Annotated in this window: 14 protein-coding genes and 1 riboswitch; of the genes, 10 read left to right on the top strand and 4 right to left on the bottom strand. The window is 70.0% G+C overall.

Going from position 1 to position 14,103, the window contains the following annotated elements; translation table 11 throughout:
• The 3 genes from VFJ21_04800 to glyA all read left to right on the top strand — a co-directional run.
• On the top strand, window positions 1-471 hold a 471-nt coding region (locus VFJ21_04800), incomplete at its 5' end, for a hypothetical protein (GenBank protein ID HET7406442.1).
• A gap of 109 nt (window positions 472-580) precedes the next feature.
• The gene (locus tag VFJ21_04795; protein ID HET7406441.1) at window positions 581-751 is read left to right on the top strand and encodes a hypothetical protein; all 171 of its coding nucleotides are present in this window, start codon (window positions 581-583) and stop codon (window positions 749-751) included.
• 313 nt (window positions 752-1,064) lie between these two features.
• Window positions 1,065-1,147: riboswitch (ZMP/ZTP riboswitch) on the top strand.
• A 14-nt stretch (window positions 1,148-1,161) separates the two neighbouring features.
• The gene (glyA, locus tag VFJ21_04790; GenBank protein HET7406440.1) at window positions 1,162-2,400 is read left to right on the top strand and encodes a serine hydroxymethyltransferase; all 1,239 of its coding nucleotides are present in this window, start codon (window positions 1,162-1,164) and stop codon (window positions 2,398-2,400) included.
• Window positions 2,401-2,483: 83 nt separating this feature from the next.
• Here the strand turns inward: glyA and VFJ21_04785 are convergent, their stop codons facing one another.
• Window positions 2,484-3,206, bottom strand: a complete 723-nt coding sequence (locus tag VFJ21_04785) for a phosphatase PAP2 family protein (protein HET7406439.1) — start codon at window positions 3,204-3,206, stop codon at window positions 2,484-2,486.
• A gap of 224 nt (window positions 3,207-3,430) precedes the next feature.
• Between VFJ21_04785 and VFJ21_04780 the strand changes: the two genes are divergently transcribed.
• On the top strand, window positions 3,431-4,042 hold the full coding sequence (locus VFJ21_04780; protein HET7406438.1) for a hypothetical protein: 612 nt from the start codon (window positions 3,431-3,433) through the stop codon (window positions 4,040-4,042).
• A 142-nt stretch (window positions 4,043-4,184) separates the two neighbouring features.
• Entirely contained in the window at window positions 4,185-7,673 is a 3,489-nt protein-coding gene (locus VFJ21_04775; GenBank protein ID HET7406437.1) for an EAL domain-containing protein, read from the top strand.
• A gap of 80 nt (window positions 7,674-7,753) precedes the next feature.
• Here VFJ21_04775 and VFJ21_04770 read toward each other — a convergent pair whose 3' ends face one another.
• Window positions 7,754-8,134, bottom strand: a complete 381-nt coding sequence (locus tag VFJ21_04770; protein ID HET7406436.1) for a histone-like nucleoid-structuring protein Lsr2 — start codon at window positions 8,132-8,134, stop codon at window positions 7,754-7,756.
• Between the two features lie 66 nt (window positions 8,135-8,200).
• On the opposite strand from VFJ21_04770, the gene VFJ21_04765 reads away from it, so the two are divergent.
• The 5 genes from VFJ21_04765 to VFJ21_04745 all read left to right on the top strand — a co-directional run bounded on the left by VFJ21_04765 (window position 8,201) and on the right by VFJ21_04745 (window position 13,235).
• Entirely contained in the window at window positions 8,201-9,406 is a 1,206-nt protein-coding gene (locus tag VFJ21_04765) for a CoA transferase (protein HET7406435.1), read from the top strand.
• On the top strand, window positions 9,403-10,182 hold the full coding sequence (locus VFJ21_04760) for an HNH endonuclease family protein (GenBank protein ID HET7406434.1): 780 nt from the start codon (window positions 9,403-9,405) through the stop codon (window positions 10,180-10,182). Before VFJ21_04765 ends, VFJ21_04760 begins: the two co-directional genes overlap by 4 nt.
• 86 nt (window positions 10,183-10,268) lie before the next feature.
• On the top strand, window positions 10,269-10,919 hold the full coding sequence (gene folE / locus VFJ21_04755; GenBank protein ID HET7406433.1) for a GTP cyclohydrolase I FolE: 651 nt from the start codon (window positions 10,269-10,271) through the stop codon (window positions 10,917-10,919).
• Window positions 10,920-10,947: 28 nt separating this feature from the next.
• Complete coding sequence (locus VFJ21_04750; protein HET7406432.1) at window positions 10,948-12,135, top strand: acyl-CoA dehydrogenase family protein; 1,188 nt, start codon at window positions 10,948-10,950, stop codon at window positions 12,133-12,135.
• A complete protein-coding gene (locus VFJ21_04745; protein ID HET7406431.1) occupies window positions 12,132-13,235 on the top strand; it encodes an acyl-CoA dehydrogenase family protein in 1,104 nt (367 codons plus the stop codon). Before VFJ21_04750 ends, VFJ21_04745 begins: the two co-directional genes overlap by 4 nt.
• Before the next feature lie 23 nt (window positions 13,236-13,258).
• On the opposite strand, the gene VFJ21_04740 is transcribed toward VFJ21_04745, so the two are convergent.
• Complete coding sequence (locus VFJ21_04740; GenBank protein HET7406430.1) at window positions 13,259-13,660, bottom strand: PaaI family thioesterase; 402 nt, start codon at window positions 13,658-13,660, stop codon at window positions 13,259-13,261.
• A 10-nt stretch (window positions 13,661-13,670) separates the two neighbouring features.
• Entirely contained in the window at window positions 13,671-14,009 is a 339-nt protein-coding gene (locus VFJ21_04735; protein HET7406429.1) for a GlsB/YeaQ/YmgE family stress response membrane protein, read from the bottom strand.
• Window positions 14,010-14,103: the final 94 nt, after the last annotated feature.

Below are 14,103 nucleotides of genomic sequence, written 5' to 3'. Positions count from 1 at the left end.
ACCTTGCCGCCCGTGGCTGAGTGCGCGGACGAAGGCATGAGTCCGGTCCGTCCGCGGCGACAAGAGCTGCGCGGAACACCGCGCCTGCGCAGCGATGAGTTGCCTCCTGACACGCTGATACTGCTGCGAGGGGCTCCTAACGAGGTTGACGAGATGATCGAGTCCGCTGCGGACTCGGGTGAGCGCTACGCCCTCGACGGGCAGCCGTTCTATGGGCTGTCGGTCATCGCCGTTCTGACTGATGACAGCGAAGACGACTTGCTCGCTGCTGCCCCAATGCGGCGGCATCCGCAGTACCACCGCATGACCGCGGGCGCCCTGAGGGCAGCGGGCTTTCCGGTCTGGGCAACCTTCCGCAACCCGCGCCACTACGACGTCCAACTCGCCGCTGCGTCTGCAGCGGAGGTCCGCCGCTGTCTTGCTGTCTTCGGGCCGATCAGGGACAATCCGCAGTATGTCCCCGAGGAGTAACAACGCGGCGTCGTCCACTCCGCGTCCGGTCGACATTCGCGTCGACCTGCATGCCGAGGATGAGACCGGATACGTCTGGGTCTTCTTGCGACGCGCAGTGGACCCCTCGATGATCAAGCCGGGCGAGACTGTGATCGCCGGCAACAGTGGTGCGCGGACGCTCGTCGAGGTCGTGGACATCGTCGACGGGCCGACCGACAAGATCGTCCACTTGCGTTTCGTGGAAGGCAGCGTGGCCGAGTTCGAGGCCCGGCGCCGCCGGCTCCATCACGCCGTCTGACGTCGGTCCGGCTGACAGCAACCGTGACAGCAACGTGGCCACAAACAGGCACTCGCTGACGGACAGCGTCGGACCAGTTTGCCTTGTCAGCAAAGGGAAACACACTCCTGCACACATGCTCCGACGCGTCTTTTAATCCGCGGGTTCTGGGTTCGATCCCCAGGCGGCCCACCGTGTTCCCAACGTGCCCGGGACCTCCGTACTCGAGCCGGCGTCCCGTCGCCTTGTGCTCGTGTACTCCCTTGCCCGACACCGCGCGTTCGTCGACGGCCGCGACGCTGCTCGTTCGTGGCGACCACTACCGGGCGTATCGTTCAAGGGTCGCGACTGGCGTGCAGTGGGTGGGCTGACCACCGGGGAGCGAAGGTCACGGCGCCGAACGCCTGGGCGCCGCGGCGCGTGGAGGCCCCGTGTCGCTCGCCCAAACCGACCCCGAGATCGCTCGTCTCATCGCTGAGGAAACCGACCGTCAGCGCCGCAAGATCCGTCTGATACCGAGCGAGAACTATGTCTCGCAAGCGGTGCTCGAAGCGACCGGCAGCGAGCTCACCAACAAGTACTCGGAAGGCTACGTCGGGAAGCGCTACTACGAAGGCCAGCAGATCGTCGACCAGGTCGAAGCGGCCGCAGTCGAGCGCGCCAAGGCGCTGTTCGGCGTCGAGCACGCCAACGTGCAGCCCTACTCCGGCTCGCCGGCGAACCTCGCCGTCTACGCGGCGTTCTGCCGGCCCGGCGACACGGTCATGGGCATGGCGCTACCCGACGGCGGGCACCTCACTCACGGCTGGGGTGTCTCAGTGACGGGCAAGTGGTTCAGGCCCGTCCGGTACGGGGTGCGCCGTGACACCGGCCGCGTCGACATGGATCAGGTCCGCGACCTCGCCCGACGTGAGCGACCGAAACTCGTCATTTGCGGCGGCACTGCCATTCCCCGCACGATCGACTTCCCAGCGTTCGCCGAGATCGCAGACGAGGTCGGCGCCATCCTGGTCGCCGACATCGCCCACATCGCTGGGCTCATAGCCGGCGGCGCGCATCCGTCACCCGTCGGCTACGCGCCGGTCATCACCACCACGACGCACAAGACGCTGCGCGGTCCACGTGGCGCGATGATTCTCAGCACCGCGGCTCACGCGGGCGCGCTCGACAAAGCCGTGTTCCCCGGCCTTCAGGGCGGCCCGCACAACCACGTCACCGCCGCGATCGCCGTCGCGCTGCACGAGGCCAGCCAAACCAAGTTCCGCGACTACGCGCACGCGGTCGTCGCGAACGCCAAAGTGCTCGCCGACGAGCTCGCGGCGGACGGTTTCGACCTGGTCTCGGGTGGCACCGACAACCACCTCATCCTGATCGACCTGAGCAACAAGCACGTGACCGGCAAGCCGGTCGCGAAGGCTCTCGACCGTGCCGGCATCGTGGTCAACTACAACGCCGTCCCCGAGGACCCGCGACCGCCGTTCAACCCGTCCGGCATCCGCATCGGCACCCCCGCCGTCACCACACGCGGGATGACGGAAGAGGACATGCGGACCATCGCCCGTCTCATCAGTCGAACCGTCGAAGCCGTCGCGAAGCAGAGCGACTCCGAACTCGACGCGATCGCGGCTGACGCCGCTGAGCTGACAGCCGGCTATCCGACCTTTTCGTGATCGCTCAAGGATCGACGAGCCTCGCGTGGACGATGAGCAGAGGGCCGGTCGTCTCGACGCCGATGACTTCGAGCTTGACCCCGTCAATGTCCGGCAGGCTGCGGCAGGGCTTGTTCGCGCCACAGCCGTCGGATCCCGGACAACATGGCGCATATCGCGACCGCAAGTGCCACGGCGGCCACGCCGGCGACGGCGTCGAGGATCCAGTGGTTCGCAGTGCCTAGAACGACCGCGGTCACCAGCAGCGGGTAGCCGGCGGCCAGCACCCGCACCCACCAGTGGTGGCTGCAGAGGATGACGAGAGCCGCGACCCAGATGCTCCACGAGACGTGCAGGGACGGCATGGCGGCGTACTGGTTGGAGATCTCGTTCATGGTCCCGTTGCCCCACGAGCCCCAGGTGCGGTCGCGGACGACGGTGTCAACGAATCCGAGGTTCGGGAAGAACCGCGGTGGTGCGACCGGAAAGAGCCAGAACCCGACCAGGGCCAGCAGGGTCGTCGTCACCAGCACGCTGCGCGCCCGGCGGTAGACGGCCGGCCGCGCGACGTAGAGCCAGGCGAGCACGGCGACGGTCACGGCCAGGTGCGGCACGGAGTAGGCGTAGTTGGCGACGACGGCGATCAGGCGCGGCACCTGAGCGGCGAAGAGGCCGTTGGTCGCGTGCTCCACGTCGACGTGCAGCTGTTGCTCGACGTGGTAGAGATCCAGGGCGTTGGAGCGGGCGCGGGCCACATGCGAGGGCAGGGTGTTCCGGGTGAGCGTGTAGACCCCGTAGGTCCCGCCGACGAGGGCGAGCTCACGCAACGAGGCTGGACCGCACCACCGCACACGTCGAGCCAACCTGGCGTGACGGCCGTTCGACAGGGTCGAAGGTCACCGAGGAGCTCCCCACCGGTTGCTGCACGCGGGCGTCGCCCCACGCTCGTGCCGGACAAGCCGCATGGCTCTGCCTCAGGCGGCCGCCCGCTGCCCCCGGGTTGTGCACGGGACGTATGGAACGCGCGCGTCTGTTGTGGCGTCCTATACGCATGCGTACGACGTTGGCGCTGAGCGCGGTCGCTCTCGCCCTGCTCGCCGCCGGCTGCGGCGGCGGCACCGACCGCCTAGCGACGCAGAACGCCGCCACGGGGGCAGACCTTTCCCCGTCTCCGAGCAGTGCCGGGCCGCTCTCCTCGCTGCCGGCCACCGCCAGCCGGCTGCCCGTGCCGAGCCCGACCCCCGTCGCCACCGCGGGCACCGGGACCGCGACTGCCGCCGGCAGCGCGACCGCGTCGCCGGTACGCGTCACCGTGCCGCCCTCGCCGGCGAGCCCGACCCCGGTGCCGCCGGCGGACCCGGCGCACCTGACCGAGGCCGACTCCGGCCAGACGATCCGCGTCCGGGTCGGCGAGCAGGTGAACGTAGAGCTGCCCGGTGGCTCCGGGGGTGGCTACCACCAGCCGGCGAGCTCCAGCGACGTCATGAACCGGACAGCGGCGAGTGGCGGCTACCCCACCGACCAACCCGCTCGTGCCAGCTTCGTGGCGACGCGGGCCGGGACCGCCGACCTGACGGCGTACGACGACTTCACGTGCCTGCACACCAGCCCGCGGTGCCTGCCGCCCCAGCGCGAGTGGATCGTGCACGTCGTCGTGCAGTGAGAGCCCTTCGTGGGCTGATCGGATACATATTCACGCTTGGCCGGCCGGGCGACGGGCCGCGTCGCCCTACGCTCGACGCTTTGGTTGAGGTCCTCAGCGGCGAGACCGCCGCGGGTAGTCCCGGACGGCATGGGAGTTGTGCATGTCCGACAACGTCTTGCACGGGCGGCGTGCGGAATCGCGGACGGCCCCCGCGCTTTGGCAGCCGATCGTCCGGCTGACGGTTCTCCCGTTGCTGACCGTGACCACCGCCGCGACGCTCGTGTTCGTCGGAGGGTTGTGGTGGCGGCTGCTGCCGCCCGGAGACTTTGCCGTGGTGCCGCTGACCCTGACGGCTGCGGCAGCCTGGCTGGCCGCATACCTGCTCGTCATCCGGGCGCGCAGCGAGGCGGATCCTGCGCTGTATTGGGTGGCCCTCGGGGTCGGGCTTTCGGGCCTGGCCTTGACCGAGATGCTGGGCTTGGTCGCGTTTGCGTCCAGCACGGGTTCGCCCGGCGCCACCGGCCAGGGCAGCGCGCTGCTCTACCTGGGCTTCCATGTGACAACGGCTGCCGGGGTCCTCGCAGCTGCCCTTCGGGTCCGACGGGACCTGCTGTTGCCTGCAGCCACCGGGCTGGCCGTGCTCCTGATGCTCGCGGCGCTGCCGGCGGCGCTGGCGCGGGAGTCTCTGCTGATGACTCCGGCCGGTGATTTCACGCTTGTCGGCACGGTGCTGCGCGCTGTCTTGGGCGTGTTGACGGCTGGGGTCGCGGTGCTCTGGATCCGGCGTAATGGAGCGCGCCCGTCGGCGACGCGGGCCTGGGTGCTCGTGGCGATCGCGCTGTCGACGTACGAGTTGTTCATCAACAGCGTCGCCCACCGCCGTTACAGCGGGCAGTGGTGGGCCAGCGTCGGGCTGCGCGAGGCGACCTACGGCGTGCTGGTCGCGGGGTTGCTCTGGGTGACCGCTCGCCAGCTGAGTGCTGCGGAGCAGGCCGTAGTGAGCAGGCTGTCGGCGCTGGACGGAGAGGTGCTCACCTGGACCGGTGCGACCGAGCGGCTCGTCGCGACCGCGCGGCTGCTGGCAGACGCGACGAGTCCCGACGGTGTGGCCCATGCACTCGCGCTCGTCAGCAGCCGGATCCGTCCGGACAGCGACGCAGCGGTTCTCGCGGACAGTGGCGACGGCCGCCTGCAGCTGCTAGGCGATCCCGGCATGTTTCCTCCGAAGGTGCTCGCAGCGTTGCAGGAGGAGATCGACGGCGATGAGGCGAGCGTGGGACTGCGCGCGGGGCGCGCGGAGTTCGCGAGCGGCCGGGAGAAGGTTGCCCGGCTGCACCCCCGCTTCGCCGATCTTGCCGGCAGCGTTGCCGTGCTCCCGCTTGCCTACGGGGAGGCCAAAGTCGGCGTCCTCGTCGTGCTGGGACGCCAGATGACGCCCTTCACTGCGCTGGAGCGCGAGCTCTTGGTCACCGTCGCTTGCCTCGGGGCGCAGGCGCTACGGCGTGCCGAGGCGGAGGCTGACCAGCAGCGGGCAGCTTCGGCGCTCGCCCGTCTCAACGCCCAGCTGGCGGACCAGGTGCAGACGCTGGTGGCTACAGCTCCTGACGCGATCGTCACAGCCCGGCTCGACGGGACGATCACGGCTGTCAACACGCACACGACGGAGATGTTCGGGTATCAGGCCGACGAGCTCGTGGACGGTCCGGTGGAGCGGTTGTTGCCGGATCGTCTGCGGACGACCCACGCCATGCATCGAGCTCACTACGCTCGGCAGCCGACCCTTCGCCCTATGGGCCGGGGGCGCGAGCTCAACGCCCGGCGCCGGGACGGCGCCGAGTTCCCGGTCGAGGTCAGCCTTGCGCCGATGCGCTCCGGCGAGGAGATCCTGGTTCTCGCGACGGTGCGTGACGTGAGTGAGATGCGCCGTACCGAGGCTCGGCTGCACGAGGCGGTGCAACGGTTCACCGCGGCCTTCGTCGACGCACCGGTCGGGATGGCGCTGGTGCAGCTGGATGGTCGGTTTGTCCAGGTGAACCAGGCGCTGGCTCGCATGCTCGGCTATCGCGTCGACGAGCTCGTGGGCACCGCGTTGACCGCACTGACCGATCCTCGGGATTCGGCTGACGACGCGCCGCAGTTCGACCAGCTCGTGACCGGCGCCCTTCGTTCCTACGCTCGAGAACTGCGCCTGCTCGACGCGGATGGGCAACCCAAGTGGGTCCAGCTGTCCACGTCGCTCGTTCGGACCGACGGGGTGGACCACGCGTACTTGATCATGCATATCCAGGACCTGTCCGACCGGAAGCACTACGAGGGACAGCTGCAGTACTTCGCGGACCACGACCCGCTGACCGGGTTGTTCAACCGGAGGCGGCTTGGCGAGGAGTTGCACCGTCATCTCGCCGAACACGCGCGCTACGGCGGTGCCGGCGCGGTTCTGATGCTCGACCTCGACCACTTCAAGTACGTCAACGACACCCTGGGCCACTCGGCGGGCGACACGCTGATCCGCAGGGTCGCGGGTGTGCTCCGACACCGTCTGCGTGACAGCGACGTCATCGCGCGGTTCGGCGGCGACGAGTTCGTCGTCCTCCTCCCGACGGTGGACGTCGCCCAGGCTCGACGTGTCGCCGCTGCGCTGCTCGAGGGAATTCGCCTGGACGGCGTTCGAGCCGACCGAGACGGGATCGCGTACACCACGGCGAGCGTCGGCATCATGCCTTTGACGGGTGATGTGACCCGGTCGGCGGAGGACGTGCTGGCAGCCGCCGACCTCGCGATGTACGCAGCGAAGGAACAAGGGCGTGACCGCGTCGAGGTGTTCGATCCGGCCGGCGAGCACCTGGCGCGGGCGCAGGCCCGGTTCCGGTGGCTCGACCGGGTTCGCGACGCGCTGGAACACGACAAGTTCGTCCTGGTGGCGCAACCCATTCTCGATCTCGCCGCGAATCAGGTCAGTCACGTCGAGATGTTGCTGCGCATGCGCGAAGGCAACCGGCTGCTCCCACCGGGGTTGTTCCTCAACATCGCGGAGCGGCACGGCCTGGCCCCCTCGATCGACCGGTGGGTCATCCACGAGACCTTCCGGATCGCGCGCACGCTCCCCGCCACGTCGCCGAAGTTGGAGCTCAACCTTTCGGCGGAATCGCTTGCGGACCCGGATCTTCCGCACTTCGTTGCCCGCGAGATCGCCGACAGCGGCATCGATGCGAAACGGCTCGTCTTCGAGGTGACCGAGACGGCGGCCATCACCAACATGGATCTCGCCCGGCGTTTCGTCGACCGGATCACCGCGCTGGGTTGCGCGTTCGCGCTCGACGACTTCGGCGCCGGCTACGGCTCCTTCTACTACCTGAAGTACCTACCGTTCGACTACCTGAAGATCGACGGAGAGTTCATCCGGAATCTGGCAGCAGACCGGGCGGATCAGCTGATCGTGACGTCGATGGTGAGCGCTGCGCACGGCCTCGGCAAGTCCACGATCGCGGAGTACGTCGAGGACGAGGAGACCGTGGAGCTGCTTCGGCACCTCGGTGTCGACTACGCGCAGGGCTACCACATCGGACGGCCAGGACAGCTGCCTGCCCGGCCCGTGTTCGTCCCGGGTCAGCGGCCCGGGGGCGGCGTGGCAGTAGATCCGGCCACGTGACGGGTGCACTTCCAAGTGAGCACACGTCCGGCCGACCTCTTACCGGCGCGTCCCCCGGCACCCTGCTCGCACGCCTGACGTCAGCGGCTGTTGGCCTCGCGGAAGGCTGCCTGCACGGCGGTGGGAATGCGGCCGCGGTCGTTGACGGCCATTCCGTTGTCACGGGCCCACTGGCGCACGTCGGTCGCGGTGGGGGTGCGGCGCCGGCTGGTACGGCGACCACCGGTGCTCCGGCGGGCGCGACCGGCCCGTGAGGTTGCTCGGCCGTTCTGGCTTCGGCTGCTCCTGCTGCGAGCGGCTCCGTCGGCGGAACCGTTGGCGCTCTCAGCCGCGCCGCCGACCTGCAGGGTCACGCCGTAGAGAGCTCCGACAAGTCGCAGCGCGTCGTCGAGAGAGTCAGAGGAATCGATGCTGATTTTCATGGGGGCCTTTTTCGCAGCGGGGAAGTGTGTGATCGACAAGCCTAGACACTCCCGCGGGGAATGAGAACGTCGGGTCGGATACTTTTTCCCTGAGAGACTGCGCGGATGACCTCTGGCTCCGGCACTGCCGACTCCCTGCCCGGCGCACTTTCCGGCATCCGCGTCCTCGATCTCACGTCGGTGGTCATGGGACCGATGGCCACGCAGATTCTGGGCGATCTGGGTGCCGACGTGGTCACCGTCGAGAGTGCCAACGGCGACACCAACCGCGTGATGGGCCCCGGCCCGCACCCGCAATTGTCCGGCATCTCGCTGAACCTCTTGCGCAACAAGCGCAATATCGCGCTCGACCTCAAAAGCGAGTCGGGTCGCGACATTCTTCTGCGGTTGGCGGCCAGGTGTGACGTTTTCGTCACGAACCTTCGGCCGGGGCCGCTGCGCCGGCTCGGCGCTGACTACGACGCGATTTCCGCGGTGCGACCCGACGTCGTCTACTGCCAGGCGCACGGATTTCCCTCCGACAGCGCGCGGGCGGAGGAGCCGGCGTACGACGACATCGTGCAGTCGGCCAGCGGGGTCGCCGACACCGCTCGACGAGTGACGGGTGTGCCTGCCCTGCTCCCGACCATCTTCGCCGACAAGGTCGCCGGCCTCACGATCGTCTACGCCATTCTCGCGGCGCTCTTCCACCGGCAACGCACCGGCGAGGGGCAGCGGATCGAGATCCCGATGGTCGATGCCGTCTCGGCGTTCATGCTGGTCGAGCACGGTAGCGGCGCGATCCCGCGGCCGCGGCTGCGCGAGGCGGGCTACCCGCGCATCCTCACGCCGGAGCGTCGGCCGCAGCAGACGGCCGACGGCTGGATAAACGTGCTGCCCTACTCCAAGGAGCACTACGAGACGTTGTTCCGCATCGGTGGTCGGGACGACCTCATCGACGATCCGAGATATGCAGACGGCCGCGCACGCATCCTCAACTCCGATTTCCTCTACCGCGAGGTGCGAGGAATTCTCGCCACCCGCACCACGCAGGAGTGGCTGACCCTGTGCCGCGAGCTAGGCATCCCCGCCACGGCTGTGACGAGCCTCGACGACATCGTCGATGCGTTGCCCGACGGCGTGCACCCGGTCGCGGGTGACTACAAGGTCATCCCGTCGCCGGTGCGCATGTCGCGCACCGCTCCCACCGTGCGCCGGCCCGCGCCGCTGCCGGGAGAGCACAACGACGAGGTGCTGCAGGAGCTGGGCATGGCGCGGGAGGACATCGAGCGGCTGCGCGCCGAGGGCGTGCTGAGGGGCCGTCGCCGTTGAGGTTCCTCGGCCTGCCGGCAGCGCTGGTCGCCGCCGCCGTCCTCGCCGGCTGCGCCGGATCGATGTCCGAGTCCGGGGACGGAGTCGCACCCGCGCCGGCGAGCGCTTCCGTCATCGCTCCCCCCGCCACGCCTGCCCCGAACGGAACCTCGGCGGGCAGTGCCGCCGCGCTGCTGTCGCGCCTGCCGGTGAAGGGCCGCGCACCGAAGACCGGCTACAGCCGTGACAGGTTCGGGCAGGCGTGGGCCGACACCGACCGCAACGGCTGCGACACCCGCAACGACATCCTGCGCAGGGACCTGAGGGACGTGACCGTCAGGCCCGGCACCCACGGCTGCGTCGTACTCTCCGGCATCCTCGCCGATCCTTACAGCGGCACGACGATGTCTTTCCGGCGCGGGCCGAGCACGTCGATCGAGGTGCAGATCGACCACGTGGTCGCGCTGTCCGACGCGTGGCAGACCGGCGCCTTCGCCTGGATCTCCCGCAAGCTGCTCGCCTTCGCCAACGACCCGCTCGAGCTGCTCGCGGTCGACGGCGTGCTGAACGAGCAGAAGAGCGACGCCGACGCGGCGAGCTGGTTGCCGCCGAACAAGGCCTACCGATGCGCCTACGTGGCCCGTCAGGTCGCCGTCAAGGCGAAGTACGGTCTCTGGGTCACGCCGCCCGAGCGTGACGCCATGGCCCGGATCCTGACCGGCTGCCCCGCGCAGCAGGCGCCCTCGGGGCCGATGCCGACGGTGGCGCCGTTCGACGCGCCGGTCAGCCGGGGCTGAGGCTTCGACATACCGGGGTGGACGCCGCTGGCTCCTAAAGATAGCCTGCGCTAACTTTAGATGTAGACGCGGCGAGAGGGAACGGCATGAGCGAGCTGCACGAAGCGGTGACGGTCCTCGAGCAAGCCCGACTGGTCGACCCCGCAGGCCGCCCGCCGCTGCGCGCCGTCCGCGGCCGCGGCCCGGTCGATCAGGTGGCCGCAGAGCGTGCAGTCGCCGACCTGCTCGACGCCCTCGGGCTCGACCGCACCGACGAGAGCCTCGCGGACACCCCGGCCCGGGTCGCGCGGATGTACGCCGAGCTGTTCGACCCGCCGGACTTCGCGCCGACGACGTTTCCCAACGACGAGGGCTACGACGAGCTCGTCCTCGCCCGCAGCATCCCGTTCCGCAGCGTCTGCGAGCACCACCTGCTGCCGTTCGTCGGCGTCGCGCACGTCGGCTACCTGCCGGGCGACCGCATCCTCGGTCTGTCCAAGCTGGCCCGCGTCGTCGAGCTGTTCTCCCGCGCCCCGCAGGTGCAGGAGCGCGTCACCCAGCAGGTCGCCGGCTGGCTCGACGACCAGCTGCACCCCCGCGGCGTCGGCGTCGTCATCGAGGCCGAGCACCTGTGCATGTCGATCCGCGGCGTGCGGGCCGTCGGCGCCACGACCGTGACCTCCGCGCTGCGCGGCCGGCTGCGCGACGACGCCCGGACCCGGGCCGAGTTCTTCGCGCTGGCAGGTGTCACCGGGTGACCGCCGCGGGCCGCCCTACGCTGGCCCCATGACCCCCGCGAACACCGACGAGCTGCGCGACCGCGTGCGCGGCTTCCTGGCCGAGCACGACCCGGCCGCCACCGACCGGCTGGAGTTCCTGCGCGCCCGGTTCGACGCCGGTCTGGCCTGGGTGCAGTTCCCGGTCGGCCTCGGCGGCCTCGGACTGCCGCGCGCCTGGCAGGGCGTCGTCGACGCCGAGCTCGCCGCCGTACACGCGCCCGACAACGACCCCCGGCGCATCGGTATCGGGCTCGGCATGGCCGCCCCGACGATCCTCGCGTTCGGCACCGACGAGCAGAAGTCGCGCTACCTGCGCCCGCTCTGGACCGGCGAGGAGGTGTGGTGCCAGCTGTTCAGCGAGCCCGGCGCCGGCTCCGACCTGGCGGCGCTCGCCACGCGTGCGGTGCGTGACGGCGACGACTGGATCGTCAACGGCCAGAAGGTGTGGACGTCGATGGCGCACGAGGCGCGGTGGGCGATCCTCGTCACCCGCACCGACCCCGACGTACCCAAGCACCGCGGCCTGACCTACTTCGTCTGCGACATGACCGACCCCGGCGTCGAGGTCCGCCCGCTGCGGCAGATCACCGGGGAGGCGGAGTTCAACGAGGTGTTTCTCACCGACGTACGCATCCCCGACGCCCAGCGGCTCGGCGAGGTCAACGACGGCTGGCGGGTGGCGCAGACGACCCTCATGAACGAGCGGGTCGCGATCGGCGGCGGGTCCGCTCCGCGCGAGGGCGGCATGATCTCGCTGCTCACACAGGCCTGGCGGGACCGTCCGGAGCTGCGCACGCCGGGCATGCACGACGCGCTGCTGCGGTTGTGGGTCGACGCAGAGGTCGCGCGGCTCGCCGGGGAGCGGTTGCGTCAGCAACTGCGCGCGGGCGAACCCGGGCCGGAGGGTTCGGCCAACAAGCTCGTCTTCGCGACGCTCAACCAGCAGATGTCCGGGCTGCTGCTGGAGCTGCTCGGCGAGGAGGGCCTGCGCTACGACGACTGGACCATGCGCCGCCCGACGAAGGTGGACTTCTACGGCCGGTCGCCCGGGTTCGCCTACCTGCGGTCGAAGGGCAACTCCATCGAGGGCGGTACGTCGGAGATCCTGCGCAACATCATCTCCGAGCGCGTGCTCGGGCTGCCCGGTGAGATCCGCATCGACAAGGACGTCGCCTGGAAGGACCTGCCCCGATGAGCGCCCCCGCCGACCTTCTCTACAGCGACGTCGAGGAGGAGCTGCGGCGCAGCGTGCGCGGCGTGCTGGCCGACCGCGCCGACTGGACCAAGGTGCTCGCCCGGGTCGAGACCGACGAGCGCTACGACCTCGCGCTGTGGCGGACGCTGTCCGACGAGATGGGGCTGGCCGGCCTGCCGGTGACGGAGGACGACGGGGGCGCGGGAGCCTCGCTGCGGGAGACCGCCGTCGTCATGGAGGAGCTGGGTCGCGCCGTCGCTCCGGTGCCCTTCCTCGGCAGCGCCGTGCTCGCCACCGTCGCGCTCTCCGTCGCAGGCGCGCACGACGAGCTCACCGCGCTGGCTTCCGGCGCGCGCACCGGCACCCTTGGGGTGAGCTTCGCGACGGCGCCAGGAGCGGCCTTCCCGGCTGTCGTCAGCGCCGACGGCGGTCGCCTGACCGGATCGGTCACGAGCGTCGTCGACGCGCTGCCGGCCGACCTGGTCGTCGTGCCGGCCCTCGCCGCCGGGAAGCCTTCGCTCTACGTCGTGGATGCTGCCGACCTGCAGCGCACCCCGGTCGTCTCGCTGGACCTGACCCGGCCGCTCTGCGACCTGCGCTTCGACGGCGTTGCCGGCCGGGAGATCGCCACCGGCGAGCAGGCCGAACGCGCATTCCACGCGGCGCTGTACGCCGGTGCCGCGATGCTCGCCTCAGAGCAGCTCGGCCTGGCTGAGCGTTGCCTCGAGATGTCGCTGGACTACACCAAGAGCCGCTACCAGTTCGCCCGCCCGATCGGCTCCTACCAGGCGCTCAAGCACCGGATGGCCGACCTCTGGGCCGGCCTGGTCCAGGCTCGCGCGGTCGCCCGCTACGCCGCCGACTGCTGCGCCCGTGCCGACGACGACATCCCGGTGGCCGTGGCCGTCGCGGGGGCGTTCGTCTCGCCGCTCGCCGTGCGCGCGGCCGAGGAGTGCGTGCAGATGCACGGCGGCATCGGGTTCACCTGGGAGCACCCGGCGCACCTGTACCTCAAGCGGGCCAAGAGCACCTCGATCGCCCTCGGCACCGCCGACGCGCACCGGGCGACCCTGGGGCAGCTCGTCGACCTGCCGGCCTGACCAACACCGCGGCCGCTGCGGCCCTAGCGCTGAAGCACCGCCTGCGTCTGCGTGGTCATCGCGATCAGCTTGCCGTCGCCGTCGCGCATCTCGGTCTGGACGACGATCGTGCTGCGCCCCGCGTGCAGCGGGACGCTGGTCGCGGTCACGCTGCCGCCGTGCAGACCGCGGAAGAAGTTGGTCTTCGACTCGATCGTCGACGTGCCCGCGCCTTCGGGCAGGTGCTGTACGGCGCACACGGCCCCGCAGGTGTCGGCCAGCACCATCAGCGCGCCGCCGTGCATCACCTCCGCGCTGGTGCAGCGTTCGGGCGCCCACTCGAGGCGGCCGACGACCCGGTCGGCGCCGACCTCGACGAGGTCGATGCCCACGGTGCGGGCGAACGGCATCAGGTCGAGCAGCTGATCCGGGGTCTCTACGGCCATGCGCGCGCCGTCAGCGCGACAGCGGCGTGCGCCCGCCGGTACCGAGGGCCGGGTTGCGCTTGCTCACGACCACCACGCCGGCTGCCGCCACGCCGAGCTCGAGGAGCACGGTGCCGAACCCGCCGACCCCGACGATGTGGCCGATCGCGCTACCGATCAGCGAGCCGGCGATGCCGATCGCGATCGTCGCGAGGATGCTGATCGACTGCTTGCCCGGGACGATGAGGCGTCCGAGCGCGCCGATCACGAGGCCCACCACGGCAGTGCTGATGACGAACCACAGGGCCATGCCGACGAGCGGCAGGACGACGAAGACCACGAGCAGCAGCGCGATCACGGCGAGCAGCATGCGGTCATCGTACGTGCGAAACGCAGAGGTTGACATCACCTCGCAACGCGGCTTCGCTGGCGAGCCTGCGGGCTGCATCGTCCGCCGCGCGTCC

Source organism: Mycobacteriales bacterium (genome assembly GCA_035690485.1).
Taxonomy (GTDB): Bacteria; Actinomycetota; Actinomycetes; order JAFAQI01; family DASSKL01; genus DASSKL01.
This window is presented reverse-complemented; position numbering and strand designations above follow the sequence as displayed.